Source organism: Caulobacter sp. FV1ye6ST, from assembly GCF_058681225.1.
On sequence record NZ_CM178733.1, the window covers coordinates 732,406 to 757,707 of the forward strand.

26 protein-coding genes are annotated in these 25,302 nt (G+C 67.8%); 14 read left to right on the top strand and 12 right to left on the bottom strand.

The window, feature by feature from the left end:
• Positions 1-62: 62 nt before the first annotated feature.
• A complete protein-coding gene (locus tag ACW175_RS03495) occupies positions 63-590 on the top strand; it encodes a hypothetical protein (RefSeq protein ID WP_492103268.1) in 528 nt (175 codons plus the stop codon).
• Between the two features lie 167 nt (positions 591-757).
• Here the strand turns inward: ACW175_RS03495 and ACW175_RS03500 are convergent, their stop codons facing one another.
• Positions 758-1,414: a J domain-containing protein gene (locus tag ACW175_RS03500; protein WP_492103269.1), complete on the bottom strand. Its 657-nt coding sequence runs from the start codon at positions 1,412-1,414 to the stop codon at positions 758-760.
• Between the two features lie 58 nt (positions 1,415-1,472).
• Here ACW175_RS03500 and ACW175_RS03505 point away from each other — a divergent pair, with 58 nt between their 5' ends.
• From ACW175_RS03505 to ACW175_RS03515, 3 genes are all read left to right on the top strand, one after another.
• On the top strand, positions 1,473-1,745 hold the full coding sequence (locus tag ACW175_RS03505; protein ID WP_492103270.1) for a BolA family protein: 273 nt from the start codon (positions 1,473-1,475) through the stop codon (positions 1,743-1,745).
• An 87-nt stretch (positions 1,746-1,832) separates the two neighbouring features.
• Positions 1,833-2,276 (top strand): cytidine deaminase, encoded by a 444-nt coding sequence (cdd, locus tag ACW175_RS03510; RefSeq protein WP_492103271.1) that lies wholly within the window; start codon positions 1,833-1,835, stop codon positions 2,274-2,276.
• Between the two features lie 330 nt (positions 2,277-2,606).
• Positions 2,607-5,603: a TonB-dependent receptor plug domain-containing protein gene (locus tag ACW175_RS03515; protein ID WP_492103272.1), complete on the top strand. Its 2,997-nt coding sequence runs from the start codon at positions 2,607-2,609 to the stop codon at positions 5,601-5,603.
• A gap of 135 nt (positions 5,604-5,738) precedes the next feature.
• Here the strand turns inward: ACW175_RS03515 and ACW175_RS03520 are convergent, their stop codons facing one another.
• The 4 genes from ACW175_RS03520 to ACW175_RS03535 form a co-directional block, all read right to left on the bottom strand.
• Positions 5,739-6,107 carry a response regulator gene (locus ACW175_RS03520; protein WP_492103273.1) on the bottom strand — a complete coding sequence of 123 codons (369 nt, stop codon included), beginning with the start codon at positions 6,105-6,107 and terminating at the stop codon, positions 5,739-5,741.
• A 3-nt stretch (positions 6,108-6,110) separates the two neighbouring features.
• Entirely contained in the window at positions 6,111-7,697 is a 1,587-nt protein-coding gene (locus ACW175_RS03525; protein WP_492103274.1) for a sensor histidine kinase, read from the bottom strand.
• A 120-nt stretch (positions 7,698-7,817) separates the two neighbouring features.
• Entirely contained in the window at positions 7,818-9,104 is a 1,287-nt protein-coding gene (locus ACW175_RS03530; RefSeq protein ID WP_492103275.1) for an HlyC/CorC family transporter, read from the bottom strand.
• A gap of 44 nt (positions 9,105-9,148) precedes the next feature.
• Positions 9,149-10,132 (bottom strand): helix-turn-helix domain-containing protein, encoded by a 984-nt coding sequence (locus ACW175_RS03535; RefSeq protein ID WP_492103276.1) that lies wholly within the window; start codon positions 10,130-10,132, stop codon positions 9,149-9,151.
• A gap of 137 nt (positions 10,133-10,269) precedes the next feature.
• On the opposite strand from ACW175_RS03535, the gene ACW175_RS03540 reads away from it, so the two are divergent.
• A complete protein-coding gene (locus ACW175_RS03540) occupies positions 10,270-11,088 on the top strand; it encodes a DUF2306 domain-containing protein (protein WP_492103277.1) in 819 nt (272 codons plus the stop codon).
• On the opposite strand, the gene aroB is transcribed toward ACW175_RS03540, so the two are convergent.
• Both aroB and ACW175_RS03550 read right to left on the bottom strand, forming a co-directional pair.
• Positions 11,085-12,197, bottom strand: coding sequence for a 3-dehydroquinate synthase (gene aroB, locus ACW175_RS03545; protein WP_492103278.1), 1,113 nt, complete (start codon positions 12,195-12,197; stop codon positions 11,085-11,087). The two genes, ACW175_RS03540 and aroB, sit on opposite strands and share 4 nt — an antisense overlap.
• A 10-nt stretch (positions 12,198-12,207) precedes the next feature.
• Positions 12,208-12,771 (bottom strand): shikimate kinase, encoded by a 564-nt coding sequence (locus tag ACW175_RS03550; protein WP_492103279.1) that lies wholly within the window; start codon positions 12,769-12,771, stop codon positions 12,208-12,210.
• Between the two features lie 78 nt (positions 12,772-12,849).
• Here ACW175_RS03550 and ACW175_RS03555 point away from each other — a divergent pair, with 78 nt between their 5' ends.
• The 4 genes from ACW175_RS03555 (at position 12,850) to ACW175_RS03570 (ending at position 16,338) form a co-directional block, all read left to right on the top strand.
• Positions 12,850-14,328, top strand: a complete 1,479-nt coding sequence (locus tag ACW175_RS03555; protein WP_492103280.1) for a hypothetical protein — start codon at positions 12,850-12,852, stop codon at positions 14,326-14,328.
• Positions 14,325-15,245, top strand: a complete 921-nt coding sequence (locus ACW175_RS03560; protein WP_492103281.1) for a site-specific tyrosine recombinase XerD — start codon at positions 14,325-14,327, stop codon at positions 15,243-15,245. The genes ACW175_RS03555 and ACW175_RS03560 overlap by 4 nt, the downstream gene beginning before the upstream one ends.
• Positions 15,246-15,355: 110 nt before the next feature.
• Entirely contained in the window at positions 15,356-15,577 is a 222-nt protein-coding gene (locus ACW175_RS03565) for an alkylphosphonate utilization protein (protein WP_099581025.1), read from the top strand.
• Between the two features lie 50 nt (positions 15,578-15,627).
• On the top strand, positions 15,628-16,338 hold the full coding sequence (locus ACW175_RS03570) for a hypothetical protein (protein ID WP_492103282.1): 711 nt from the start codon (positions 15,628-15,630) through the stop codon (positions 16,336-16,338).
• 10 nt (positions 16,339-16,348) lie between these two features.
• On the opposite strand, the gene ACW175_RS03575 is transcribed toward ACW175_RS03570, so the two are convergent.
• Positions 16,349-16,831 (bottom strand): VOC family protein, encoded by a 483-nt coding sequence (locus ACW175_RS03575; protein ID WP_492103283.1) that lies wholly within the window; start codon positions 16,829-16,831, stop codon positions 16,349-16,351.
• 184 nt (positions 16,832-17,015) lie between these two features.
• Between ACW175_RS03575 and ACW175_RS03580 the strand changes: the two genes are divergently transcribed.
• From ACW175_RS03580 to ACW175_RS03590, 3 genes are all read left to right on the top strand, one after another.
• A complete protein-coding gene (locus ACW175_RS03580) occupies positions 17,016-18,014 on the top strand; it encodes an aldo/keto reductase (protein WP_492103284.1) in 999 nt (332 codons plus the stop codon).
• Positions 18,015-18,216: 202 nt separating this feature from the next.
• Positions 18,217-19,245 (top strand): mechanosensitive ion channel family protein, encoded by a 1,029-nt coding sequence (locus ACW175_RS03585; RefSeq protein ID WP_492103285.1) that lies wholly within the window; start codon positions 18,217-18,219, stop codon positions 19,243-19,245.
• An 81-nt stretch (positions 19,246-19,326) separates the two neighbouring features.
• Positions 19,327-20,385: an HpcH/HpaI aldolase/citrate lyase family protein gene (locus ACW175_RS03590; RefSeq protein ID WP_492103286.1), complete on the top strand. Its 1,059-nt coding sequence runs from the start codon at positions 19,327-19,329 to the stop codon at positions 20,383-20,385.
• Positions 20,386-20,517: 132 nt separating this feature from the next.
• Here ACW175_RS03590 and ACW175_RS03595 read toward each other — a convergent pair whose 3' ends face one another.
• From ACW175_RS03595 to ACW175_RS03605, 3 genes are all read right to left on the bottom strand, one after another.
• On the bottom strand, positions 20,518-20,946 hold the full coding sequence (locus ACW175_RS03595) for an OsmC family protein (protein ID WP_492103287.1): 429 nt from the start codon (positions 20,944-20,946) through the stop codon (positions 20,518-20,520).
• A gap of 54 nt (positions 20,947-21,000) precedes the next feature.
• Entirely contained in the window at positions 21,001-22,389 is a 1,389-nt protein-coding gene (locus ACW175_RS03600; RefSeq protein ID WP_492103288.1) for a cytochrome P450, read from the bottom strand.
• A gap of 102 nt (positions 22,390-22,491) precedes the next feature.
• Positions 22,492-22,692, bottom strand: a complete 201-nt coding sequence (locus tag ACW175_RS03605; protein WP_099581009.1) for a hypothetical protein — start codon at positions 22,690-22,692, stop codon at positions 22,492-22,494.
• A gap of 286 nt (positions 22,693-22,978) precedes the next feature.
• Between ACW175_RS03605 and ACW175_RS03610 the strand changes: the two genes are divergently transcribed.
• Entirely contained in the window at positions 22,979-23,941 is a 963-nt protein-coding gene (locus ACW175_RS03610) for an acetyl-CoA carboxylase carboxyltransferase subunit alpha (protein ID WP_492103289.1), read from the top strand.
• Positions 23,942-24,036: 95 nt separating this feature from the next.
• Positions 24,037-24,468 (top strand): carboxymuconolactone decarboxylase family protein, encoded by a 432-nt coding sequence (locus ACW175_RS03615; protein ID WP_492103290.1) that lies wholly within the window; start codon positions 24,037-24,039, stop codon positions 24,466-24,468.
• A gap of 13 nt (positions 24,469-24,481) precedes the next feature.
• On the opposite strand, the gene ACW175_RS03620 is transcribed toward ACW175_RS03615, so the two are convergent.
• Positions 24,482-25,245 (bottom strand): IS5 family transposase gene (locus ACW175_RS03620; RefSeq protein ID WP_492101412.1). Its coding sequence is split into 2 segments (ribosomal slippage): positions 24,482-24,907 and positions 24,910-25,245, totalling 762 coding nucleotides; the frame shifts between segments, so codons are not numbered across the junction.
• Positions 25,246-25,302: the final 57 nt, after the last annotated feature.

Here is a 25,302-nt window from a genome sequence, read left to right on the forward strand (position 1 = left end):
AAAAATAAACCTTCAGTTGAATTCGCATCCCCGTCGTCATCCCAGACAGGAAGGTTGAGGTCATGCAATCGACAGAGCAGCTTCTCGAAAAGGCCAATGCCGAGAGCTTGGACAAGCTGAAGGCCACGGCTTTGGCGCTTCACCAGGACAAGATCCGGCGCATCAAGGATTTCGCCGCGATGCGGCCAGATCACCCCTTTACGGCCGCCAACCGGCACGTGCTCGAACTGTCGTCGTCCGACAGCACGTGGAATGCCGCCGGGGTGCTGAGCGTTTCTGGCTTCATGTGGTGGGCGCTGAACCTCACCGTCGACCTCGCGCCGCCCCACTTCGTCACGTTCAACGCGACCGGCGGGCCTGACTGGAGTATCGCGCTCTTCACGTCATCGGTCTTCGGCTACTTCCTGACCGATCCTTCCAAGCTGGACGGGGAGTATGATTTCCAGCTGCAGTCCATCGCGGGCGTCGCCGGCGAGGTGTCGATGGACCTCTACACGACGAGCGGAACCCAGATCGCCACCTTCGTGGGCGTGGTGCTGGGCGTTTCCCTCAGCAAGATGAGCGGCCCGGGCGACCTAGACTACCACTAGAGCATTTTCGGACGAAGCGGACACCGGTTCGTCGTCAGAAAATGCGTAAAAACAAAATGCTCTAGGCCAGAAGAACGCCATGGGGCGACCCGCCAGGCGTTGGGGCGCGATTCCGATTGCCGGGATCGCGCCCTTTTCATTTCAGGACCGGACGAACGGGTTGGCCCTCAGGCCTTGACCATTCCCGACTTCTGCAGGGTCTTGTAGGCCTTGATGACCCGCTGCAGCTTGTGCTCGGCGCTGCGGTCGCCGCCATTGGCGTCGGGGTGGCAGCGCTTGAGCAGCTCCTTGTACTTGGCCTTGATCGCCGCGCTGTCGGCGCCGGCTTCCAGGTCGAGGTCGGCCAGGGCCTGGCGTTCCAGCTTGCCCAGGCTGCGCTCGGCGGCGTCGCGCGCCGACTCGGCCTTGCGCTGCTGGGCGCGGAAGATGCCGAACGGGTCGGCGAAGGCGCGGGCGTCGCGGGCGGCCGCCGCGGCGGCTTCCCGGGAATTGGCGTCGGCCTTGAAGCTCCAGGTCGGACGGCCGCCGGTCTGGCGTTCGGCCTCCTGGGCGGCGCGGATCTGCGCCTCGCTCATCCCGGCGTAGAAGTTCCAGTTCTTGTTGTACTCGGCGGCGTGCTGCTGACAGAACCAGTAGTGCTGGTTCGGCAGGTCGCGCGACTTCGGCGCCTTGGTCGATCCCGCCAGACGGCAGTCGGGATGATCGCAGCGCTTCTCCCCGGGCTTGAGGCCCAGGACGTCATTGACCACGTCGTCCTCGCCCTTCTTGGGGGGGCGGACGCGGATGTCGGTGAATTTGGGACGGTATTCGAACTGCCGGCTCATGGCGTCTAGAGTAAGCCCACGCTATTTCCGTTCAAGGATTGACAAGCAAGAGACTGACATGGGCGACGTCACGGACACCATCCTTCGCAAGCTGAACGAGGCTTTTTCACCCTCGAAGCTGGAACTGGTCGACGACAGCGACCGCCATCATGGCCACGCGGGCCACACCGGATCGGGCGAGAGCCACTTCAATCTGCGAATCGAGGCCGAGGCCTTTGCCGGCAAGGCCCGGGTGATGCGCCAGCGCATGGTGATGACGGTGCTGGCCGAAGAGCTGGCGGGGCCCGTCCACGCCCTGTCGATCGTCGCCAAGGCGCCTGGCGAGGCGTAAGGCCGCGCTTACTTTTTGCTTGCCTGACGGCGGTGCGGCTGATTGCCTCTCTTCCCGGCGCGATCCTGCCGGAAGGTCAGAATCCGCATGAGCGCCGACATTTCCGAGACTCCCGAAATCCAAAGCCCCGAATCTCTGGAACGGGACGCCGCCCAGATCCTGCCGGACCTGCTGTCGCGGTCCTATGCCCGCTATTCGAACTTCACGGTGGCCGCGGCGGTGATCGACGACGAGGGGCGCGTCCACTACGGCGTCAATGTCGAGAACGCCGCCTATCCCGTGGGCACATGCGCCGAACAGACGGCGATCGGCGCGATGATCACGGCCGGGGGCTCGCGGAAGATCGACAAGGTGCTGATCGCGGCCGGCTCCGGCGCCGTGGTCCAGCCGTGCGGCGCCTGTCGCCAGCGGATCGCCGAATTCGCGGGTGAAACCTGCGAGGTCGTCTCGGTCCAGGGCGGCCGGACAACCGAGCGAACGGCTTTCTGGTCCCTGCTGCCCCATTCCTTCGGTCCGCGCGACCTGGATTGATCGGCTGCCTGAAATTTGTGCAACGAATGGCCCGGCATTTTTCGGGCGCGCGCAAAATTCTTCGAAAATATCGATTTCTGTTGAATGAATTCCGTTCATTCGAAAACTGGAAAATAATGCCGCTCTAACGGCGTTGACCGAACGAAGATCCCTGATTTCGGGCGAAAGCGTGTTCATATAGCCACGTTATGCCTAAATGCGGGCAGATTTACTTTCCGTAATGTTGGGCTTCGAGACCAAGCTGCTACAGGGCGCGCCCCGACGTTCAGGGGGCGTTTTTCGCCAAGGATCGTCGGGACACCTTTAGTACCGCCCTTGGGGGATTACCTGTTGAAGTTGACTAAGACTCTGCTGCTGGGAACGACGGTCATCACCGGCGTCCTGTCGCTGGCCGCCATCGCCAATGCCCAGACCGCTCCGGCCCCGGCTGAAGCTCCCGCCGCTCAAGAAGCGCAGGAAGTCGAAGCGATCACCGTCACCGGTTCGCGCATCCGTCGTTCGGAATTCACCGCCGCCGCGCCGATCCAGGTGCTGACGGCCGAGCGCGCGGAAATGGAAGGCTCGGCGACCCTGTCGGCCGTTCTGCAGAACTCGTCGCTGGCCGCCGGCACGGGCCAGATCAACAACCAGTACACCGGCTATAACGTCACCGGCGGTCCGGGCGTCAGCACCATTTCGCTGCGCGGCCTCGGCGCCAACCGCACCCTGGTCCTGCTGAACGGCCGTCGCGCCGGTCCGGCCGGCGTGCGCGGCCAGGTCGGTCCGTTCGACCTTGGCGTGGTTCCGGAGTCGATCGTCGAGCGCGTCGAGATCCTGAAGGACGGCGCCTCGTCGGTCTACGGTTCGGACGCCGTCGCGGGCGTCGTCAACATCATCACCCGCAAGAAGATGGACGGTGGTGAGGTCAAGCTTTACGGCAGCAACCCGCTGGATCACGGCGGCAAGGCCTACCGGGCGACCGCCGCCTGGGGCAAGACCTTCGACAAGGGCTACTTCAACATCTCGGGCGAGTACTTCCGCCAGGAGATCCTGCGTCGTTCGGACCGCAAGGACACGTCCTGCGCCGCCGACTACCTGTTCGACCCGAAGACCGGTGTCCGCAAGGACTACAAGGACTCGGTCACCGGCGACTACAAGTGCAACAACCTGACCAACGGCTACGTCCAGCTGGTCAACGGTTCGGTCAACCTGGTTCCGGTCACGGCCGGCGCCAGCTATCCGACCGCCGCGCAGGGCAATAATTCGACGATCGCCGGCTTCGCGCGCTTCAACCGCATCGGCTATCCGGGCACCTACGCCTACGCCCCGACGACGACCCCGCTGTACGATCGTTCCAGCGTCGTCAGCCCGGAAATCCGTTCGACCGTGGCCTTCAACGGCGGCTACCAGATCACGCCGAACGTGGAAGCCTACACCGAGCTGATGTTCAGCGAGCGCAAGTCGTCGCAGACCGGCGTCGCTCAGATCTTCCAGTCGTTCGCCCAGCGCAACACCATCAACGGCGCGCCGAACTACCTGCCGGCCAGCAACCCGAACAACACGCTCGGTGAGAACGCGCTGACCGTTTCGGCCTACGAGTCGAATGGCAATCAGGACGTGAAGTACTACCGCGCCGTCGCGGGCCTGCGCGGCTCGATCGACTGGAACGGCGGCTGGGACTGGGACATCTTCGGCCAGTACGCCAAGTCGGACGCGACCTATGACTTCGGTCCGCGTATCTATCTGGACCGCTTCGTGGCCCTGAACAGTCCGAACGTGGCCTGCACCAACAACCCGCTGGGCGGCAACTTCTCGAACTTCAATTGTTCGGCCCTGCCGAACGGCATTCCTTGGACCTCGAACCGCGTCCTGCAGGGTAACTTCACCCAGGCCGAGCGCGACTTCCTGTTCTTCAACGAGACGGGCACGACCGAGTACTCGCACGCCTATGTCGAAGGCTCGATCTCGGGCGACCTGTTCAGCCTGCCGACCGGCCCCGTCGCCGGCGCCTTCGGCTTCCAGGTCCGCAAGGAGCGCATCAACGACAAGCCTGGCTACCAGGCCGCCAACCGCAACATGGCGCTCTACAGCTCGGCCGGTCAGACCAAGGGTTCGGACAGCTCGAAGGAAATCTTCGGCGAGCTGGACCTGCCGCTGGTCCGCGACGCGCGCTTCATGGAGCGTTTCGACGTCAACCTGTCGGCCCGTTATTCGGACTATGACAGCTATGGCTCGGACACCACCTGGAAGGTCGGCGCCAACTGGCAGGTCTTCCCGTCGGTGACGCTGCGCTTCACGCACGGCACCTCGTTCCGCGCCCCGTCGCTGTACGAACTGTATCTGGGCAACCAGATCGGCTACTCGGGCCAGAGCGCGATCGACCCCTGCTACGACCTGGGCAACTCGTCCACGGCGACGCAGACGACCCGCACCAACTGCGCCTCGCAGGGGATCCCGACCTCGTACAACGCCCTGGGCGGCTCCAGCGCCACGGTCTACTCGACCGGCGGCCAGGGCAACCTGAAGGCCGAGACGGCCGTGGCCAACACCTTCGGCTTCGTCTGGTCGCCGAAGTTCGCGGACCTGAACGTCGCGGTCGACTACTTCACGATCAACATCGACAACGAAGTCCGCCAGTTCGGCGCGGCGAACATCCTGAAGCAGTGCTACAACGCGTCGGACTTCCCGACGAACCCGTTCTGCTCGCTGTTCACGCGTGATCCGTCGAAGTTCTACATCCTGACGGTCCAGAACAGCTATGTGAACGTCGCCGACCAGGTGAACCACGGCATCGACCTGACCACGCACTATGGTCAGTCGCTGTTCGGCGGCAAGCTGGCGGTGAACTCGCAGTTCACCTGGATGACCAAGAACGTCACCACCCTGCTGGGTGGCGCGACGCCGCTGAACTACCTCGGCACCACCTACAACTACGATGGTCCGGGCTTCTCGGGGAACATCTCGGCGTCCTTCAAGAAGGATGACTGGACGTTCTACTGGGGCGTCAACATGATCGGTAAGGGTTCGGACGCCGACCAGCCCGCCAACATGGGCGATGTCTTCCCGGTGACGAAGTACACGGATCTCGCCAACGGCGTGACCACCAACTGCGCCGCCGCCGTGAACGCCTGCGCCTACTATAACCTGCACTCCGAATTCACCGCGTACCACACGTTCTCGGTGAAGAAGGACTTCGGCGACATGTCGACCCAGATCGGCGTCAACAACGCCTTCGACGAGCGGCCGCCGGCCGCCTCGTCGGGTCAGTTCCGCGTGGGCACCGCCCAGCTCGGCAACTACGACATGATCGGCCGCCGCATCTTCGTGGCCGTGACGAAGAAGTGGTAAGCTGACGGTGTTTCGACCGGTCGGTTCTCCGATCGGTCGATAGCCCAAAAAGAAGGAGCGCCGGAGTGATCCGGCGCTCCTTTTTCTTTGTCTTTAGATCCTCCCCCGCATCGCGGGCGAGCGGCTTCCTAAGCCCTAGGCGATCTGGCCGACCAGGGTTTCCAGCACGCGGCGCAGGTCGGCCTCGCGGAAGGGCTTCTGCAGCACGGTGGCGCCGCGGTGGTCTTCGGTCAGGCCCGCCTCGCCATAGCCGCTGGCGAAGGCGAAGGGCACGCCGCGCGCCTTCAGGGCGTCGGCGACCGGGAAGATCGGACGGCCGCCCAGATTGACGTCCAGCAAGGCCGCGTCGATGTCGGCCGATCCCGCCAGCCGCAGGGCCTCCTCGATCTCGGCCGCGGGGCCGACGATCGTGCAGCCGAGGTCGGTCAGCATGTCCTCGACCAGCATCGAGACCAGCGCCTCGTCCTCGACGACCAGGACCTTCAGGGACGTAAGAGTCTTCATGTTCTAGGGCTCCAGCGCGCGCAGCGGCAACGCCATTAGGCAGACGAGACCAGCGGCATCATAGGTCAGCTCGACCCCGCCGGATAGCTCGGCCGCGAGGCCGCGCTCCAGAAGGCGGACGCCGAAGCCGCGACGGGCCGGCGGCGTGACGGTCGGACCGCCGCTTTCGGTCCAGCTGAGACGCAAAACGCCGTCCTCGACGGCCCAGTCCACGGCCACGTGGCCATCCGGGGTCGAGAGGGCGCCGTACTTGGCCGCGTTGGTGGTCAGTTCGTGGATGCCCATCCCCAAGGCCACCGCGGCCTTCGGGTTCAGGCGCACATCGCCGGGATAGGTGAAGCCGACGCGGTCCTCGCCGGCCATGGCGTGCAGCTCGACGTCGAACACCTCGCGCAGGCTGGCGCCCGCCCAGCTTTCGCGGGTCAGCAGGTCGTGGGTGTGCGACAGGGCGATCAGCCGGGTCTCGAAGGCGTCGCGGAAGAACTCCGGCGCGGCGACCGAACGCAGGGTCTGGGCGGCGATCGACTGCACCGTGGCCAGGCTGTTCTTGACCCGGTGGTTCAGCTCGTTGACCAGCAGCTTCTGGCGTTCCTCGGCGCGCTTGCGCTCGGTGATGTCCAGCGAGACGCCGGCCAGCCGGCGCACGCCGCCGTCATCCGCGGTCTGGGCGGCGCGGCCCCGGGCGTGCAGCCAGCGCAGTTCGCCGGTCCGGTGGACCACGCGGTATTCGACGTCGTACTCCGCCCCGTTCCGGATGGCGTTCTCGATCGCCGCCAGGATGCGCGGGCGATCCTGGGGATGGATGGTCTCGATCAGGTCGGCGAAGGTGAGGGTCTCGTCAGGCTGGCGGCCGTAGTTGAGCTTGCAAAGATCCGAGGCCTCGTAGGCCTTGGTCGCCACGTCCAGGTCCCACGAGCCCATGCGTCCGCTTTCGAGCGCGAACTTCAGCCGCTCCTCGGCCCGGCGGCGCTGGGCCAGCTCGGCGACGGCGGCGCCCGTGAGCTTGAGCGACTCGATGGTGGCCGCCACCTGGGCGCCCAGTCCGGTCAGCAGGGCCGCGTCGCGCGGCGTGAAGCGCCTGGCCTCTGGGTGACCGAAGAACAGGCCGCCCAGCACCTCGCCCCGCCGCGTCGCCACTGGAATGGCCAGGTAGCTGCGCACGGGCAGGTGGCCTTCGGGCATGCCCTCGCGGGGCGCGTTGCGGCCGTAGCGCGGATCCTGGGTGATGTCGTCGGACAGCACCACGCCCAGGTTGTCGAAGGTCGGCGCGAAGACTTCGGTGCGGCGCACCTTGGGGAAGTCGGCGAACGCCTCGCGCGGCGCGCCCGACAGGCGGTAGAGGGCGTAGGACTCGCCGTCCGGCTCAAGGAGATTGTAGAAGAACGCGCCGAACGCGGCGCCGCTGATTTCGCGGGCGCCATCCAGCGCGACCTGCACGCAGGCGTCGATATCGACGCTGGACGCTATGGCCTCGCCAACCTGGGCCAGGGTCTCGGACTTGCGGATTTCATCGGCGAGGGCGGCTTCAAGCTCGACCAGACGCGTGCGCGCATCCGGCTCGTCGCCGTCGCGAAACCTGCTCTCAGCCATCGAGCTGGCCAAAACACGCCCCCTAGACCCCAGACCGCCCCCGGGTCGGTAAGGACCCAAAACGCGCTCATTTCGATCCGGTTCCCACGCGTCGAAATGAGCGAGCTTGACCTTAGAGGCTCAGAGTTCGGCGTCTTCGTCCAGAGGGGCGCTGATGCGCAGGGCGGTGATCTGGTTCCTCTGCCGGCGGAAGACCTGGAAGCGGTGGTGGTGGAAGATGAAGGTCTGGCCCGGCTCGGGGATCATCTGGGCCTCGTGGATGACCAGGCCGGCGATGGTGACGGCGTCGCCTTCGGGCAGGCGCCAGTCCATGGCCCGGTTCAGGTCGCGCACCGTGACGTGGCCGTCGACATAGACCGAGCCGTCCTGCTGGCGGCGCACGCCCTCCAGCGCGGTGTCGTGCTCGTCGTCGATCTCGCCGACGATCTCCTCGAGGATATCCTCCAGCGTCACCAGGCCCTGCAGGGCGCCGTACTCGTCCACCACCAGGGCGAAATGGCTCTTGCGCTTGAGGAAGGCGTTGAGCTGGTCCTTCAGGTTGGTGGTGTCGGGGATGAACCACGGCTCGCGCAGGATGGCGGCGATGTCCAGGCCCTCCACGCCCGTCGGCGATTGGGCCAGGGCCTTCAGCAGGTCGCGGGCGTGCAGCACGCCGATGATGTTGTCGGGCTCGTCGCGGTAGAGCGGGATGCGCGTGTGCTGAGCCTCCAGAACTTCCTCGACCAGGTCGCGGGCGGGCTGGTCGGCGTCCAGCAGCACCATCGACTTGCGGTGGACCATGATCTCCGAGACGTCCATGTCCGACAGGTCCAGCACCCCGCCCAGCATCCGCCGGTCGTCCGTCTCAACGAGGCCTTCGGAATGGTGGTAGTCGACCGCGCCGCGGATCTCCTCGTGGGCGGCCAGCACGTCGACGGCCATGTCCAGCTTGACCCCGAAGATGCGCAGCGCTCGTCGGACGATCCACTGGATCACATAGATGATCGGGCCGAACGCCCGGACGATGAACAGGGTCGGACCCGACAGGGCGCGGGCCGTGTCGTCCGGGCGGACGATGGCCACGGTCTTGGGCAGCACCTCGGCGAACACCAAGACCAGTACGGTCATGGCGGCGGTGGCCACGGCCACGCCCCACGGGCCGGGGATCAGCCGGGTCAGCACCTGGGTCGCCAGGGCCGAGGCCAGGATGTTGATCAGGTTGTTGCCCAGCAGCACCGCCCCGATCATCGTCTCCTGGTCGGACAGCAGCTTGTTGACCCGCCGCGCCGGCGCGTCGCCCTCGCGCTCCAGCTGGTGCATCCGCGAACGGCTGGCCCCCGTCATCGACGTCTCGGCGGCCGAGAAGATCGCCGACAGGGCCAGCAGGGCGATGACGATCGGCGCGAGGCCGAGGAGGGCGGTGAGCATGGGGATGTTCTAGGCCAGGTCGGCTCCCTGGAACAGACCGCCCTCTAGGCGTTCCGCATCGCCGAGCGATAGGCCCGAGGCGTCGTGCCGACCTCGTCGCGGAAGGCGCGGTTGAAAGGGCCCAGCGAGGCGAAGCCGCAGGCGAAGGCGATCTCCAGGATCGACCGCCGCTCGTCCGGATGGGCCAGTAGCGCCTTGGCGTGCGCGATACGGTGATGGTTGATCCAGCGGTTGAAGTTCGGAAAGCCCAGAGCGGCGCTGATGCATTGCGAGACCCGATACTCGGGTTCGCCCAGCCTCGCGGCGACGTGGCCAATCTTGAGTTCGGGCCGGCTGTCGATGGCTTCGTCGACCAACAGGCGCCGCAGGCGCTCGGCCAGGCGCTCGTCGTCTTCGGTCGCGGCGCGCTTGGCCGCCGTCGGCGCGGTCAAGGGGCGACGCAGGCGAAACCGCACCGCGATCAGCATGGCCGCGAGCCCCGCCAAGGCGCAGGCGCTCTTGACCAGGTCGTCGCGCAAGCCGTCGTCGGGCGCGCGCAGCCCCAGGATCGAGACGCCAACCAGCACAGCGTAGACCGCGACGAAGGCGAAGCGGAACCGCTTCTCATGGATCGGCAGATCGCGGTCATAACGCTGAAAAGGCTCGACGAAGGTCAGCAGCAGCGCCGCCGAGCCGCTCAGCGCATAGACGTTGTCGGCCACACGTCCGACCAGCTGGGTCGACGGGCCAAGAACCGCCAGACCGCCGCTGACCGCCACCACCAGCGCGACGACGCGTGGCCACAGCGCGTCGCGCGGCGCGGGATCGAAGAGAGCCCGGGCCACCAGCCAGGCCCAGCCGCAGGCGCCGACGCCGATCACCGAAAAGGCCGCGGCCGCGGCGCCATCGGTGACCCGGCTGAGGACGTAGCAGACAAAGGACGCCGCCGCGATCGCGGCCTGGACGCCCAGTCGTCCGCGCGGCCGCCACGGGCGACCCACCCGGCCGGGCGCCGCGATTGAAGGGTTGTTTGTCGTCGCCGACGTCATGCTCATCTCCCGCCCGCGAAAATGCCTCATCGTCCGGAAAATATCTCTAGCCGACTTCCAAATCGGCGAGACCCGCGGCTCGCGACGCCGCCATCCCTGGCGTCGGCCTCAGTTCCGAGGTCGTGTCAGGAGCGTCCATGTCGACCCCATCCTCATCCCCGATCCGGCTGAGCCCCGGTTCGACCACCCTGCGCTGGGCCGCCGTCCTCTGGTTCGCGGTCGCCGCCATCGGCCAGGGCGCTTTCATCGGCTTCATCCTGGCCTTCTACGGCGTGCGCACGGCGACCGGCGATTTCGCCGGCTGGAACGACAAGCCGCTGATCGACGGCTACATCCAGGGCGACGGCCTGGGCAACGTGGTCTTCGCCGCCCACGTGCTGCTGGCGTCCTTGGTCACGCTGTGCGGCCTCATGCAGCTGATTCCCGCCCTGCGCCGCAAGTGGCCCAACCTTCATCGTTGGACCGGCCGGACCTTCCTGGTCGTCGCGATCTTCATGGCGCTGAGCGGCGTCTGGCTGACGCTCGTCAGAGGGACCTACCTCTCGGTGATCTCGGCGGTCGCCATCCTGATCGACGGCCTGCTCATTCTGATCTTCGCCGGCCTGGCCTGGCGCCATGCGGTCAAGCGGCGGTTCGTCCAGCACCGGTTGTGGGCCCTGCGCGCGTTCATGGTGGTCAGCGGAGTCTGGTTCCTGCGGGTAGGCTTGATGGGGTGGGTGGTCGTCAACCGGGGACCGGTCGGCATGACCAAGACCCTGTCCGGCCCCGCCGACATCGTCCTGACCTTCGGCAGCTATCTGATCCCGCTGGCTCTTCTGGAGCTGTACGGCGCGGCGGAACGCGGCGCCCATGAAGGCCTGAAGATCGTGGTCGGGGCCGTGGTCGGGGCGGCCTCGGTGTTCATGGCGATCGGCGTCTTCGGCGCGATCGCCTTCATGTGGGCGCCCTATCTCTAGGCCGCGCCTTCCTCGATCAGGAACGCTTTCAGTGCTTCGCGATCCACGTCCTTGGCCACGAAGGCGTCGCCAATCCCCCGCACGAGGACGAAGGTCAGCGTACCGCCCTCGGCCTTCTTGTCCTGGCCGCAGTGGGCGACGAGGGCGTCGGCGTTGAAGGGCTCGGGGCGGACGTCGCTCATCAAGGTCGGCAGCCCCGCCGCCTTGATCGCCGCTACGGCGCGAACCGCGTCCTGGCTCGGACACAGGCCTTGCCGGACCGAGAACCGGAACGCCTGGGCCATGCCGACGCCCACGGCCTCGCCGTGCTTGAGCGCGTCGCCAAAGCCCATCTCGGCCTCGATCGCGTGGCCGAAGGTATGGCCCAGGTTCAGCAGGGCGCGGCGGCCGGCTTCCTTCTCGTCCTCGGCGACGATCTCGGCTTTCATCTCGACGCTGCGGCCGACGGCGCGGACCAGGGCGTCGACATCGCGCTCCAGCACCTTGCCGACATTGGCTTCCAGCCACTCGAAGAAGGCGAAGTCGCCCAGCAGGCCGTACTTGACGATCTCGGCGTAACCGCAAGCCAGCTCGCGGGCGGGCAGGGTGGCCAGCACGTCGAGGTCGGCCAGCACGAGGCGCGGCTGGTGGAAGGCGCCGACCAGGTTCTTGCCGCGCGGCGTGTCGATGGCGGTCTTGCCGCCGACCGAGCTGTCGACCTGGGCCAGCAGGGTCGTGGGAACCTGCACGAAGTCGATGCCGCGCTTGTAGATCGCCGCCGCGAAGCCGGCCAGGTCGCCGACCACGCCGCCGCCGAAGGCCACGATCTGGTCGCCGCGCTCCAGGCCGAGCGCCAGCAGGCGGTCGGAAACATCGGCCAGGCCCTCGAAGCTCTTGCTCTCCTCGCCGGGCGGGATGGTGATGACATTGACCGCGACGCCGGCCTTTTCCAGCGACACCGCCAGGCGCTCGCCGTGGTGCTCGCCGACGTTCGAGTCGGTGACGACGGCAACGCGCTTGCGCTTGCCCAGCACCGGCGCGATCCGCTCGCCCGCCCTGTCGATCAGGCCCGGACCGATGACGACGTCATAGGCGCGCTCGCCCAGGCCCACGGAAACAGTGCGGATCACGGCGATACTCCTATTCGACGGACGTGTGGGCCAGCAGCGCGGTCAGGATGGCGTCGACCGCCACCCCGTGCGGCGTGTCGCCGGTCTCGACGTGTACCTGGGCCTCGGCATAGGCGGGATAGCGCGCCTTCGCCAGTTCGGTCAGGACCACCACCGGATCCTTGCCGCGCACCAGCGGGCGGTTGTCCTTGCGCGAGACGCGGCGGGCCAGCAACTCGACATCGGCCTTCAGCCAGACCGAGACGGCCTTGGCGTTGATCAGGGCGCGGGTCTCGGGGCTGACGAAGGCCCCGCCGCCGGTGGCCAGCACGTGCGGCGGCTCGTCCAGCAGGCGGCCGATCACCCGGCGCTCGCCGTCGCGGAAGGCGGCCTCGCCCAGTTCGGCGAAGATCTCCGAGATCGAGCGGCCGGCAGCGGCCTCGACCTCGTTGTCGGCGTCGCGGAACGGCAGGTCCAGCACGGTCGCCAGCCGCCGTCCGACGCTGGACTTGCCCACGCCCATCAGGCCGACCAGCACGAGGGTCCGCTGGCGCAGGGCGGTGAGTTGTTCGGGGGAAAGGACGATGGCGGTCATGATGCGGTCGCGGGTTTACACGAGGCTTGGCCAAACCGCCAAGTTTGCGAGAACGTCGCGATGCGTCATAACCGGTCCATGGTCCTTTCGAAGCGTCATAAGCCAAAGATTCTAGGCGCCGTCGCGCTCTTCGCGCTCCTGCTCACGCCGGCCCTCGCGGCGGCTCAGGAGGAGGTCACGGTCAAGAGCCTGGCCGCGCCCGACTACTTCTCCAGCCCCGCGGCCGAGACCGGCCTTTCCGGTGATCTGTGGAAGGACGCCGCGCCCGACATCATGCGCGACGTCGTGCCCAAGCTGGCCGGGAGCAAGCCGCTGTCGCCCGCCTTCGCCGGCCTGGCCAAGCAACTCCTGTCGACCGGCGCCAATGGCCCGGCCGGGGTGGGCGACAATGTCGACATGGGCGCGGCGCGGGCCATGGCCCTTGTGGCGCTGGGCGAGGCCAAGGGCGCCAACGCCATCCTGGACCGGGCGACCGGCGCGGCTGGCAGCGCTCCGCTGTCGTTGGCCACCGCCGAGGCGGCCCTGATCACCGGCGACGACGACAAGGCCTGCCGGACGCAGGACGCCCTGACCGTCGATCGCGGCGCGGCCTATTGGTTGCGCCTGCGGGCCTTCTGCCAGCTGAGAGCCGGCCAGGCCGACGCCGCCCAGTTGACGTTCCAGCTGGCCCAGAACGCCACGAAAGACACGGATTACGCCCGGCTGATGGGCGCGGCCCTGGGCGGGACGGCCCCGGGCGCGGCCAGTCTGAAGAACGGGGTCAACTACGCCCTGTCGCGCCGCCTGAACCTCGACCTGCGGTCGGCGGCCGCCGTCGCCTCGGCCTCGCCGGCGCTCAAGCCCGTGCTGAAGCCCGCCAACGGCGACCTGGCTGGCGTCGCGCCGGGAGCGGACCTGACAGCGCAGGAGGCCTCGGACATCGCGTTCCTGCGCCAGGCCAAGACCGTGCCGGCCTTCGTCGAGGCCGCCCACGCCTCGGCCGCCTCGATCGCCGCCCTGGCCGCCGCCGGCGCGCCCTTGCAGGAGCCGGTGCTGATGGCCCGCGCAGCCGTGGCGGCCGGCGATGTCGCCAGCGCCCGGACGATCCGGGGCCACCTGGTCCAGGACAGCATCCCCGGCGCCGGTCCCGCCGACCTGGCCATCCTCGACGCCTTGATCGCCGCCGCGTCTGGCAAGGTCGACAACCAGGTGCTGGGCAATCTGGTGGCGCGAGGCGCTTCGGGCGGTCCGAAGTCGCCCGCCCAACCCGCCGCCGTGCTGCTGGCCAGCCTGGGCGGGGCGATGGACCCCGACGCCCGCGCGCAGTTCGCCAATTTCGATCTCGGCAAGCCGGCCGCTTCGTCCGCGCGGGTGATCCTGCTGGAGGACGCCGCCGGCGCCAAGCGCAAGGGCGAGGCGGGCCTGCTGGCCCTGTCGATCGCGCTGGACGCCGGGGCGACCGGGCCGCAGCCGGTGGATCGCGCCCGCATCGCCCATGCTCTGAACCGCGCCGGCCTCGCCGCCGACGCCCGCGCCATTGTCGTCGAGGGGCTGCTGTCGCTCGCCTTTACAAAATGAGCAGCAAGGGCCCGGGTTGGGTCGACGCCTTCCTGGAGATGATGGCCGTCGAGCGCGCCGCGGCCCGCAACACCCTGACCGCCTACGGCAAGGACCTGGAGGACGCCCGAGCCTACCTCGCCCGCACGGGTCGCGACCTGGACGACGCCGACGCCGAGACCATCGAGGCCTATTTCCAGGATCTCGGCGCTAGGGGCCTGTCGCCGGCCACCGCCGCCCGCCGCCGCTCGGCCGTGCGGCAGTTCTACCGCTTCGTGCTGGGCGAGACCTGGCGGACCGACGACCCCTCCCGCCGTGTCGCCGCGCCCAAGGCCGGCCGGCCCCTGCCCAAGGTGCTGGGGCGCGACGAGATCGAGCGTTTGCTGGCGGCGGCCACGGCCAAAGACGGCGCCCAGGGCCTGCGCCTGTCCTGCATCATCGAGCTGATCTACGCCTCGGGCCTGCGGATCTCCGAACTGCTGGCCCTGCCGCTGTCGGCCCTGGCCCGGGATCCGGCCTATCTGATCGTCAAGGGCAAGGGCGGCAAGGAGCGGCTGGCCCCGCTGAACGACGCCGCGCGCACGGCGGTGAAGGCCTACCTCGTCGAGCGTCAGGCCTTCTTTCCGAAAGGCGCCAGGGACAGCCCGTGGCTTTTCCCCTCGCGTAGCGCCGCCGGCCGCCTGACCGCCCGCCGCGTCGGGCAACTTCTGGAGGACGCCGCCATCGCCGCCGGAATCGACCGCGAGAAGGTCAGCCCGCACGTGCTGCGCCACGCCTTCGCCACCCACCTGCTGGAAGGCGGCGCCGATCTGCGCGTCATCCAGACCCTGCTGGGCCACGCCGATATCGCCACCACCCAGATCTACACCCACGTGGCCGGCGAGCACCTGCAGCACGTCGTCCAGACCAAGCATCCGCTGGGGCGCAAGAAGAACTAGGCGCGCGAAAAGCGCCGCGGACGCGTTGACGCCGACGCAGAAAACCTTAGGGAAAGCCCACACATTTTTTACGGGCTTGCCGCCTGGCAACCCGATCCGAAAGGCTCACCATGTCGGAAGAGACCCGCGACTCCAACGGAACCCTGCTGGCCGAAGGCGACACCGTCACCCTGATCAAGGACCTGAAGGTCAAGGGTTCGGGCGGCGTGACGCTCAAGCGCGGCACGGTGGTCAAGAAGATCCGCCTGACCGGCGATCCCGAGGAGATCGAGGCCAATGTCGACAAGGTTCGGGGCCTGGTCCTGCGCACCGAGTTCGTGAAGAAGGCCTAGCTTAACCCTCCCGCGTTAGGGTCTCCGTCGAACGGGCGGAGAACCGCCGGGTGAGGCTGAAAGCCATGATGACGGCGGCGGGGCAGGCGGGGCCGATGGTCTTGGCCGCCTATGGCAAGACGATGGGGCTGGTCGGGCCGACGTCCCTGGACGCGTCGAAGGACGACGCCGTAGCGGCCAAGAGCCCCGAGGCCGAGGCGCTCGACCGCCTGAAAAGCGACATGCGGACCAACCGCAAGACCCAGATTGGCGACGCCAAGGGCCGCGCCCGCGAGAAGCTGCAGCGCGTCATCGAGAAGATGAAGCTGCTCAAGAAGCTCTACGCCAACGACCCCAAGGCGATGGCCAAGGCGCTGGCCGCCGTCGCCAAGGAGCTGCAGGGCGCGGTCAAGGACTACGGCAAGGCCGCCAAGGACGCCGGCGAGTTGTTCAAGGCCGACTTCGCCGCCGCCCCCGATGCTTCGCTGACGCCCGACCAGCAGGCCGCCGCCCGCAAGGACCTGGAAGACCAGGCCAAGGGCGAGGCCAGCGGCGACATGGACTTCATCAAGTCGGTCCGCGCGCTCAGCAAGGCCCTGAAGGACGAGCTGCAGACCGCCAAGACCAAGGGCATCCTGACCCAGCCGGGCAAGTTCGAGCGCTCCGACGAGGTCAAGGACGCCGAGGACGGCCTCAAGGATCTCGACCAGATGACCGAGGACCTGGACCGACAGATCCGGCAGGACATGCCCCCGGGCAGTCTGATGAAGCTGGCGGCTTAGGGGGCATCCCTCACGCCCCCTTGAACGCCCGCTGGATCGCCGCGACGTCGATCTTCTTCATCGTCATCATCGCCTGGAACGCCCGGCCGGCGGCCGCGCGGTCGGAACTGGTGGTCGCCTCGATCAGCTGCTTGGGCGTCACCTGCCACGACAGGCCGAAGCGGTCCTTCAGCCAGCCGCACTGGCTTTCCTGGCCGCCGTCGGCCGTCAGGGCGTTCCAGTAGTGGTCGACCTCGGCCTGGCCGTCGCAGTCGATGACGAACGAGAACGCCTCATTCAGCTTGAAGGTGGGGCCGGCGTTCATGGCGACGACCTTCTGGCCGTCCAGCTCGAACTGGACCACCATCACCTTGCCTTCCCCGATGCCGTTCGGACCGTCGCCGGGATAGCGGGCGATGTGGTTGATCCTGGAGTTGGGGAACAGCGAGACATAGAGCTTGGCCGCGTCCTCGGCCTGGTGGTCGAACCACAGGAACGGGCTGATCTTGGGCATGGGGTCTTCCTCCGTTATCGTGAGCCTAGGACGATTGGACAACAGCCGTTCCAACACGGCCTGAAGAAAATGATTGTCCGCCGCGCCGGGAAGATTGCCTGATCCTCCACATCGACGCGAAGGCTATAGGCTTGCCGCGCGCGGGTCCCATCTTCATCGTCATCCCACACCTAAGGAGCATCCCATGAAGACGCGCAAACTCGGCGACGGCCTCGAGGTCTCGGCCATCGGTCTCGGCTGCATGGGCATGGGCCAGGTCTATGGCACGGCCCTCGACAGCGCCGACGCCCATAAGGTGCTGGCCAAGGCCGTCGAGCTGGGCGTGACCTTCTTCGACACCGCCGAGGTCTACGGCCCCTATCTCAACGAGATCCTGGTCGGCGAGGGTCTCAAGCCCTTCCGCGACAAGGTGGTGATCGCCACCAAGTTCGGCTTCGACATCGCGCCGGAGGGGACGGGCGAGGGCTTCACGCGCATGCGCGGCGTCAACAGCCGTCCCGAGCACATCCGCGCCGTGGCCGAGGCCTCGCTGAAGCGCCTGGGCGTCGAGGTGATCGACCTCTTCTACCAGCACCGGGTCGATCCCAACGTGCCGATCGAGGACGTGGCGGGGGCGGTCAAGGACCTGATCGCCGAGGGCAAGGTCAAGCATTTCGGCCTCTCCGAAGCCGGCGCGGCGACCATCCGCAAGGCCCACGCGGTCCAGCCGGTCGCGGCCCTGCAGAGCGAATATTCACTGTGGTTCCGCGAGCTGGAGGCCGAGATCCTGCCGACCCTGCGCGAACTGGGCGTCGGCCTCGTGCCCTACAGCCCGCTGGGCCGGGGTTTCCTGACCGGGGCGCTGAAGAGCGACCTGGCCGCCGACGACTTCCGCCGCAACCTGCCGCGCTTCCAGGGCGAGGCCCTGGCCAAGAACCTCGGCCTGGTCGAGGCCCTGACCCAGATCGCCGGCGAGAAGGGGATCACCCCGGCCCAGCTGGCGCTCGCCTGGATCCTGCACCAGGGCCCGGACATCGCCCCGATCCCCGGCACCACCAAGATCGCCCGCCTGGAGGAGAACATCGGCGCCGTCGACGTGACGCTCTCGGCCGAAGACCTGACCCGCATCGCCGCGGCGGTTCCGGAAACGGCCATCGAGGGCGAGCGCTACACCAAGGCCGGCATGGCGATGGTGGGGCGGTAACAAGATCCTCCCCCGCGTCGCGGGGGAGGTGGCCTCCCCGGGTCGCGCGAAGCGCGCGCCCGAGGATAACTCCGGGCCGGAGGGGGCTAGCTCGGTCCATGCCGTGAAGGCCCGCTCAGTCGCTTCGCGACAGCTCCCCCGTATCACGGGGGAGCATCCTTATGCTTGATCCCTCCCGTCCTATCCGCCCACACTCCGGCCCATGGCCGCCAACCCGCTCCGCACGCTCGATTCCTTCGAACTCCTGAAGCTGGGCAAGGCTTCGGTCACCGTCGGGGGGCTCGCGGCGGGGGTGCTGATCGTGGCGGTGGCGCTGTTCGCCGCGCGGCTGAGTTCGGCCGGGCTGCGGCGGCTGCGGGAACGGGCGGCCGGCGACGCGGCCTCGCTCTACATCGTCGAGAAGGTCCTGACCTACGGCCTGGTGGTCATCGGGGTGACGGTGGGCCTGTCGACCATGGGCCTGGACCTGACCTCGCTGGCGGTGTTCGCCGGCGCGGTCGGCGTCGGCGTCGGCCTGGGCTTGCAGGGCATCATCAAGGACTTCGCCTCGGGCGTCAGCCTGGTGTTCGAGCGGCTGGTGGCGGTGGGCGACTTCGTCGAGCTGCCCAATGGCGGGCGCGGCGTGGTCCACGAGATCGGCCCGCGCGCCACCCGCATCCGCACCAACGACAGCACCGACATCATCGTGCCCAACTCGGTGCTGGTGAACGACCAGGTGATCAACTGGACCCTGCGCAACACCAACCGTCGCCTGCGCGTGCCGTTCGTCGCCGCCTTCGGGTCCGACAAGAACCAGGTCCGCGAGGCGGTGCTGAAGGCCGCCAAGGCCGCGCCCTTCACCTCGCCCGACGACGCCGTGCGCCGGGCCCAGGTCTGGCTAGTCGGCTTTGGCGAGAGCAGCCTGAAGTTCGAGCTGGTGGTCTGGCCGACGGTCGACGCCGTGCGCCGGCCGGCGGCGATCCATGCGGCCTATATCTGGCTGATCGACGACGCCCTGCGCGGGGCGGGGATCGAGATCCCCTATCCGCAGCGCGACATCCGGGTGCGGGGGCTGTTCGGCGAGGAGGGCGAGGACGCCCTGACCAGTCTCAAGCTGGAACCCGCCGCGCGCCGCCGGAAGGCCGCCAAGGCGATCAAGTCCGGCTCCAGAAACGACGCCGCCGCGGACCTGGAGCGCGAGGATCCGGACGAGATGCCAAAGCCGCCGCCCCCGCCGCCGGCCAAGACTTAACAGCGATAATCTTGACGCTCCTTCGGCGTCGCCGCATGGTCTTCGCAATTGCGAAATGATCCCTTCAGGGGACATCGGGGAGTGATCGGCATGAAGACGCCGCGCGGCTTTTTCAAACCCTTGGCGATCGGCGCGCCCGCGCCGTACCGCGAGCTGCCGGCCCGCGTGGAGCGGATGATCCACTTCGTGCCGCCGCACTTGGACAAGGTCCGCGCCAAGGTCCCCGAGATCGCCCCGACCGTCGACGTGATCCTGGCCAACCTCGAGGACGCCATCCCCGCCGACGCCAAGGGCGCGGCCCTGGCCGGGCTGGTGGCGATGTCGCGCGAGGTCGACTTCAAGGCCCTGGGCGTCGGCTTCTGGACGCGGATCAACTGCCTGAACTCGCCCTGGCACCTGGACGAGATCAGCACCATCGTCGAGAAGGCCGGCGACAAGATCGACGTGATCATGGTCCCCAAGGTCGAGGGGCCGTGGGATATCTTCTACATGGACCAGCTGCTGGCCTCGCTGGAAGCCAAGCATGGCGTCACCCGGCCGATCCTGCTGCACGCCATCCTGGAAACGGCCGAGGGCGTGATGAACGTCGAGGCCATCGCCGCCGCCAGCCCTCGGATGCAGGGGATCTCGCTGGGTCCGGCCGACCTCGCGGCCAGCCGGGCGATGAAGACCACGCGGGTCGGCGGGGGTCACCCTGGCTATCGCGTCATCGAGGATCCGCACGCGGACGGTTCGGCCCGCGCCTCGGTGCAGCAGGACCTTTGGCACTACACCTTCGCCAAGATGGTCGACGCCTGCGCGGCCCATGGCGTCAAGCCGTTCTACGGCCCGTTCGGGGCGATCGACGATCCGGTCGCCTGCGAGCAGCAGTTCCGCAACGCCTTCCTGATGGGCTGCGCCGGGGCGTGGAGCCTGCATCCCAGCCAGATCGAGATCGCCAAGCGGGTGTTCAGCCCGGACCCGGCCGAGGTGGCCTTCGCCCGCAAGATCCTGGAGGCCATGCCCGACGGGACCGGCGTGGCGATGATCGACGGCAAGATGCAGGACGACGCCACCTGGAAACAGGCCAAGGTGATGGTCGACTGCGCGCGTCAGATCGCGGGCAAGGACGCGGAGTACAAGGCGCTGTACGGGTTTTAGGCCTGCGCTGTCCCCCTCCACCGCCGTCCCGGCGGTCCCCCTCCCCCAAAGGGGGAGGAGAGTCACTCTCCGCCACCCCTGTGGGGGCGGACAGACCTCGCGAAGCGAGGTCAGGTGGGGGGTAGTGCTGAGCTAGTCGTTCCCCGCCACCGTCGTCACCACCCGCGCGCCGGCCGTCAGCAGCTTGTGGATCGGGCACTTCTCGGCGATCTCGAACAGGCGCTCGCGCTGTTCCTCGTTGAGGTTGCCGTCGAGGCTGATAACCCGTTCGAAGCGCTCCGGCGGGGTCTTGTCGGCGTCGTAGTGCGAGAACACCTCGACGTGCAGGCCGCTGACCTCCCAGTTCTTGCGGTTGGCGTAGAGGCGCAGGGTCATGGTGGTGCAGGCCGCCAGGCCCGCGGCGACCAGCTCGTGCGGGTCGGGACCCAGGTCCAGCCCGCCCTGGGCCGCCGAGACGTCGGCGACGATGGTCGAGGGGCCGGCGGTGACGAAGGTCTGCAGGGCCCCGGTGCCGGTGTCCGTGGCGGTGGCGAACGGGCGGGTCTGGACGACGTCGGTCATGGTGGAGATCCTTGCAGAGCGGTGGTCGGAAGCTGGCGCTTCCTGGCCCGCCGATCAAGGCCGGGCTTGTACGATCGACTCGAGGCGGAAATCCGGTTCGTGGTCCGGTCCCAGAGTGATCGAGGCGCGGGGAACCACCGGGCGGTCGCTGGCCATCGAGACCTTGAACCGCGCTAGCAGGCTGGCCAGCACGATCTGCGCCTCGGCCAGGGCGAAGCCCGCGCCGATACAGACGCGCGGTCCGGCCCCGAACGGCAGGAAGGCCTCCAGTCCCCACGGGTGGGGCTGGTCAATGAAGCGCTCGGGCCGGAAGGCCGTGGGAGCCTCCCACAGCTTGCGGTGCCGGTGCACGACCCACGGGCTGATCGTGACCATGCAGCCGGGGACGACGTCGCGGCCCGAAACGACGTCGGCCTCCAGCGCCTGGCGGGCGATCAGCGGCGCGGTCGGATAGAGCCGCAGGGTCTCGAACAGCACAGAGCGCAGCAGCGGCCAGTGCTTCAGATCGTCCAGGCTGGTCACCCGCTCGGCCGGGAAGGCCATCACCTCGGCGCGGACGCGGTCCTGGGTCGCCGGATCAAGCGCCAGCAGATAGGTCGCCCAGAACAGCAGCCGCGAGGTGGTCTCGAAGCCGGCGGCCAGCATCGAGCTGCACTGGTCGCGGATCTCCTGGTCGGGCAGGGGCGAGCCATCCTCGTTCCGCGCGGCAAGCAGCCGGTCGAGCAGGTCGCGAACTTCCGGATGCGGCTTGGCCCGCCGCTCCTCGACCAGGGCGTCGACCGCCGTGAACCAGCGCCGGCCGAGCCGGTGGCGCGCGCCGTCCACGAACAGCAGGTCGTCGGCGCCCTTGGCGACGAAGTCCATCAGGTTGAAGTGCGCGGGCCCCTCCATGTAGCGACGCGCCAGGTCGGCCAGCACGGCGCCTTCCGTGTCGGCGCGGCGCGAGAACAGGGCCCGCAGCACGGCGTCCAGGGTGGCGCGATGGAAGTCCTGGGCCAGGTTGGCGCGGTCACGGCCCTCGAGCGCGTCGGCCAGCCCCGCGCCGGCGGCGACGAAGTGGGGCAACAGGCCGCCGATCGCGGCGGGGGTGAAGACCGGCGCCAGGCTCTTGCGCTGCCGCCGCCAGGTCTCGCCCTCGGACATCAGCACGCCCTCGCCGACCAGCGGCTTCAGCGAGCGGGCGGCCTTGACCGGCCGGACGTATTTCGGAGAGGTCAGGACGTGGCGGACGCCGGCGGGGTCGTTCAGGAACAGGCCTGGCTGGCCCATGAACATGTACGGCGCGGCGAGGCTCTCATAGTCCTCCTCGCAATAGGCCCCGATCAGGCTGCGGCCCATCTCCCAGGCGACACGCAGCTGGCCCAGCGGGGTGACGCCCAGCGGCTTGGCGTGGACCTTCGGGGCGGGGGGAATAAGCGGCGCGGGGCGGACTATAGCGTCCATGAAGCGACCTTCCGGTAAGCGGGACCCGTTTGGGATCCCTACCGGAGGTGAAGCCTAGGCGCGCTCAAGTTGCGATGCAATAATTCATCGCTCCAGGAATACCTAGGCGGCCACCGCGCGTAGCGGGCTGACGTCGAACACGCGCTGCGACCCGCGCCAGACTTCCACGAAGTCACAGCGGTGATGCATGTCGAGGAGTTCGAAAGCTCTCGCGCGCGCCGCCGAGTCGTCGGCGCAGGGCGTGACGTCGAAGCGCGGCACCGAGCCGTCGGATTCGACACAGAAAAAGGTGAACACCTGCATGGGCGCTAGGCACTCTCTACAGGCGGGGCCGCGCACGTTCGATGGCGGGGGCCGCGGGGCGCAAGTCGTCTTCCGCGACCTGCTACATATGAACATAGGACTCTATGTCGCGATTCACCAGGGGAGAGAGTCTCGATTCGAGACTCACCTGTGAACCACGCTATTCAGCCTGTGGATAAAACACGTCGGATTCGCGGCGGTTCCTCGCCGGAATCTGGCCTCTTTCCCTCGGGGGATTCCGCCACTAGGTTCGCACCCTTTCAACAACGGCGACGTTTAAGAGTCCATGGCCGCCCATTATCTCGATTTCGAACGCCCAATCGCTGACCTGGAAAGCAAGATCGAAGAGCTGAGCAAGCTCTCCGAGACCGCTGGACCAGGCGCGTTCGACCTCGAGATCCAGGCGCTCCGAGACCGCGCGCAGGAGCTCCGCAAGGAGGCCTACGCCAATCTCGACGCCTGGCAAAAGACCATGGTCGCCCGGCACCCGCAGCGGCCGCACCTGCGCGATTATGTCGCGGGCCTGATCGACGAGTTCGTCGAGCTGCGCGGCGACCGCAAGTTCGCCGACGACCAGGCCATCGTCGGGGGCCTCGGCCGCTTCCGGGGCCAGCCGGTCGTGGTCATGGGCCACGAGAAGGGCCACGACACCACCACCCGCCTGAAGCACAATTTCGGCATGGCTCGTCCCGAGGGCTATCGCAAGGCCGTCCGCCTGATGGACATGGCCGAGCGCTTCAGCCTGCCGGTCATCACCTTCGTCGACACCGCCGGCGCCTATCCGGGCCTGGGCGCCGAGGAGCGCGGCCAGGCCGAGGCCATCGCCCGCTCGACCGAGCGCTGTCTGACCCTGGAAGTGCCGATGGTCGCCACCATCGTCGGCGAAGGCGGCAGCGGCGGGGCCATCGCCCTGGCCGGCGCCAACCGCGTCCTGATCCTGGAGCACTCGATCTATTCGGTGATCTCGCCGGAAGGCGCGGCCTCGATCCTGTGGCGCGACGGCGCCCGGGCCAAGGACGCGGCGACCAATATGCGCATCACCGCCCAGGACCTGATCAAGCTGGGCATCGTCGACCGCATCGTCGACGAGCCCGCCGGCGGCGCCCACTCGAATAGCGACGTCGCCATCCAGGCCGTCGGCGACGCGGTGGAAGAAGAGCTGAAGGCCATGGCCCACATGAGCGCCGCCCAGCTGAAGACCCAGCGCGCCGAGCGCTTCTACGCCATCGGCCGCGCGGGCCTGCAATAGATCGAAAATTCCGGAGCGGCGGATGTCACGTCCGCCGCCTCCGCCTCGTCCTGTCTCCTGAAGGGCCGATCCTTGGCCCCAGATGGAGCAAGACCATGGGCGATAGCGCCGCCTTCCGCCACGACCAGACCATTCCCGAAGTCTATAAGGGCTTCCTCGCCGGCGAGACGGCCGTGCGCACCGTCGGCATTTCGTCGGCCCTGAAGCACCTGATTTATCTGCGGGTCTCGCAGATCAATGACTGCGCTTACTGCGTGACCATGCACAGCCAGGAGGCCCGGGCCGACGGCGAGACCAGCGAGCGCCTCGACCGCCTGATCGTCTGGCGTCACGTCGAGGACTTCACCGCCGCCGAGCGGGCGGTCCTGGCCTGGGCCGAGGCCCTGACCAAGCTGCCGGTCCAGCAGGATCTGGCTCCGCTGCGGGGCGCCCTGCGCGATCACTTCACCGACCGGCAGGCCAGCGCCATCACGGCGGCGATCGCCCAGATCAACCTCTGGAACCGCCTGGGCGTCTCTGGGCACTAGGTTCTGTGGACACTTACCGCAGCCATAGGACGATGGCGGCGAGGGTGACGACGGCGAGGTAGTTCCTGGCGGTCTTCTCGAAGCGAGTGGCGACCCTGCGGAACTGCTTGAGCTTGGAGAAACAGCACTCAACGAGGTGGCGCTGGGCGTAGAGGGCCTTGTCCAGCGCATACTTGCGGGCGCGGGACGGATTGTTGGGAATGACGGCGATAGCGCCCTTGTCGGCGATGGCCTGGCGCAGGTGGTCGGCGTCGTAGGCGGTGTCAGCCATGACGACCTTGGCGGGGAGATCCTGGATCAACGGGCCGGCCTGGGGCGCGTCGCCCTTCTGTCCGGCGGTGAGGGTGAAGTTGACCGGGCAGCCCAGGCCTCGGACGGCCATGTGGATCTTGGTGCTCAGGCCACCGCGCGAACGACCAATGGCCTGATCTTCAGACCCCCTTTTTTTGCCCCCGCCGCATGCTGGTGGGCGCGAACGATGGTGGAATCCACAATCAGGTATTCAAAGTCTGGATCGTCCGACATCGCCGCGAAGATCCGCCACCACACCCCCTTGGCGCTCCATCGACTGAAACGCCGGAAGACGCTGTTCCAGTCGCCGAACACTTCGGGCAGGTCGCGCCAGGGCGAGCCCGTCCGGACCAGCCAGAGCACGGCCTCGACAAACATCCGGTTGTCGCGGCCTGTCGAGCCCTTCTGATCCGGACGGCCAATGATCAGCGGCTCAATCCGCGCCCATGCCGCGTCGTCCAAGACAAGGCGATCCATCACACCCAAGGCTGCCTCCAAAAGACAGCTTTGAATCACAAGCCTAGTTCAATGGGAATCCTAAGA

What these genes read in the sequence shown, in the direction of transcription:
- ACW175_RS03520 (WP_492103273.1), bottom strand. Translation starts at nt 6,107, where the DNA reads ATGAAGACTCTTACGTCCCTGAAGGTCCTGGTCGTCGAGGACGAGGCG.
- ACW175_RS03565 (WP_099581025.1), top strand. Translation starts at nt 15,356, where the DNA reads ATGTCGGAAGAGACCCGCGACTCCAACGGAACCCTGCTGGCCGAAGGC.
- ACW175_RS03550 (WP_492103279.1), bottom strand. Translation starts at nt 12,771, where the DNA reads ATGACCGCCATCGTCCTTTCCCCCGAACAACTCACCGCCCTGCGCCAG.
- ACW175_RS03530 (WP_492103275.1), bottom strand. Translation starts at nt 9,104, where the DNA reads ATGCTCACCGCCCTCCTCGGCCTCGCGCCGATCGTCATCGCCCTGCTG.
- ACW175_RS03540 (WP_492103277.1), top strand. Translation starts at nt 10,270, where the DNA reads ATGTCGACCCCATCCTCATCCCCGATCCGGCTGAGCCCCGGTTCGACC.
- ACW175_RS03580 (WP_492103284.1), top strand. Translation starts at nt 17,016, where the DNA reads ATGAAGACGCGCAAACTCGGCGACGGCCTCGAGGTCTCGGCCATCGGT.
- ACW175_RS03610 (WP_492103289.1), top strand. Translation starts at nt 22,979, where the DNA reads ATGGCCGCCCATTATCTCGATTTCGAACGCCCAATCGCTGACCTGGAA.
- ACW175_RS03600 (WP_492103288.1), bottom strand. Translation starts at nt 22,389, where the DNA reads ATGGACGCTATAGTCCGCCCCGCGCCGCTTATTCCCCCCGCCCCGAAG.
- ACW175_RS03525 (WP_492103274.1), bottom strand. Translation starts at nt 7,697, where the DNA reads ATGGCTGAGAGCAGGTTTCGCGACGGCGACGAGCCGGATGCGCGCACG.
- ACW175_RS03605 (WP_099581009.1), bottom strand. Translation starts at nt 22,692, where the DNA reads ATGCAGGTGTTCACCTTTTTCTGTGTCGAATCCGACGGCTCGGTGCCG.
- cdd (WP_492103271.1), top strand. Translation starts at nt 1,833, where the DNA reads ATGAGCGCCGACATTTCCGAGACTCCCGAAATCCAAAGCCCCGAATCT.
- ACW175_RS03555 (WP_492103280.1), top strand. Translation starts at nt 12,850, where the DNA reads ATGGTCCTTTCGAAGCGTCATAAGCCAAAGATTCTAGGCGCCGTCGCG.
- ACW175_RS03495 (WP_492103268.1), top strand. Translation starts at nt 63, where the DNA reads ATGCAATCGACAGAGCAGCTTCTCGAAAAGGCCAATGCCGAGAGCTTG.
- ACW175_RS03585 (WP_492103285.1), top strand. Translation starts at nt 18,217, where the DNA reads ATGGCCGCCAACCCGCTCCGCACGCTCGATTCCTTCGAACTCCTGAAG.
- ACW175_RS03505 (WP_492103270.1), top strand. Translation starts at nt 1,473, where the DNA reads ATGGGCGACGTCACGGACACCATCCTTCGCAAGCTGAACGAGGCTTTT.
- ACW175_RS03575 (WP_492103283.1), bottom strand. Translation starts at nt 16,831, where the DNA reads ATGCCCAAGATCAGCCCGTTCCTGTGGTTCGACCACCAGGCCGAGGAC.
- ACW175_RS03535 (WP_492103276.1), bottom strand. Translation starts at nt 10,132, where the DNA reads ATGACGTCGGCGACGACAAACAACCCTTCAATCGCGGCGCCCGGCCGG.
- ACW175_RS03595 (WP_492103287.1), bottom strand. Translation starts at nt 20,946, where the DNA reads ATGACCGACGTCGTCCAGACCCGCCCGTTCGCCACCGCCACGGACACC.
- ACW175_RS03615 (WP_492103290.1), top strand. Translation starts at nt 24,037, where the DNA reads ATGGGCGATAGCGCCGCCTTCCGCCACGACCAGACCATTCCCGAAGTC.
- ACW175_RS03500 (WP_492103269.1), bottom strand. Translation starts at nt 1,414, where the DNA reads ATGAGCCGGCAGTTCGAATACCGTCCCAAATTCACCGACATCCGCGTC.
- ACW175_RS03560 (WP_492103281.1), top strand. Translation starts at nt 14,325, where the DNA reads ATGAGCAGCAAGGGCCCGGGTTGGGTCGACGCCTTCCTGGAGATGATG.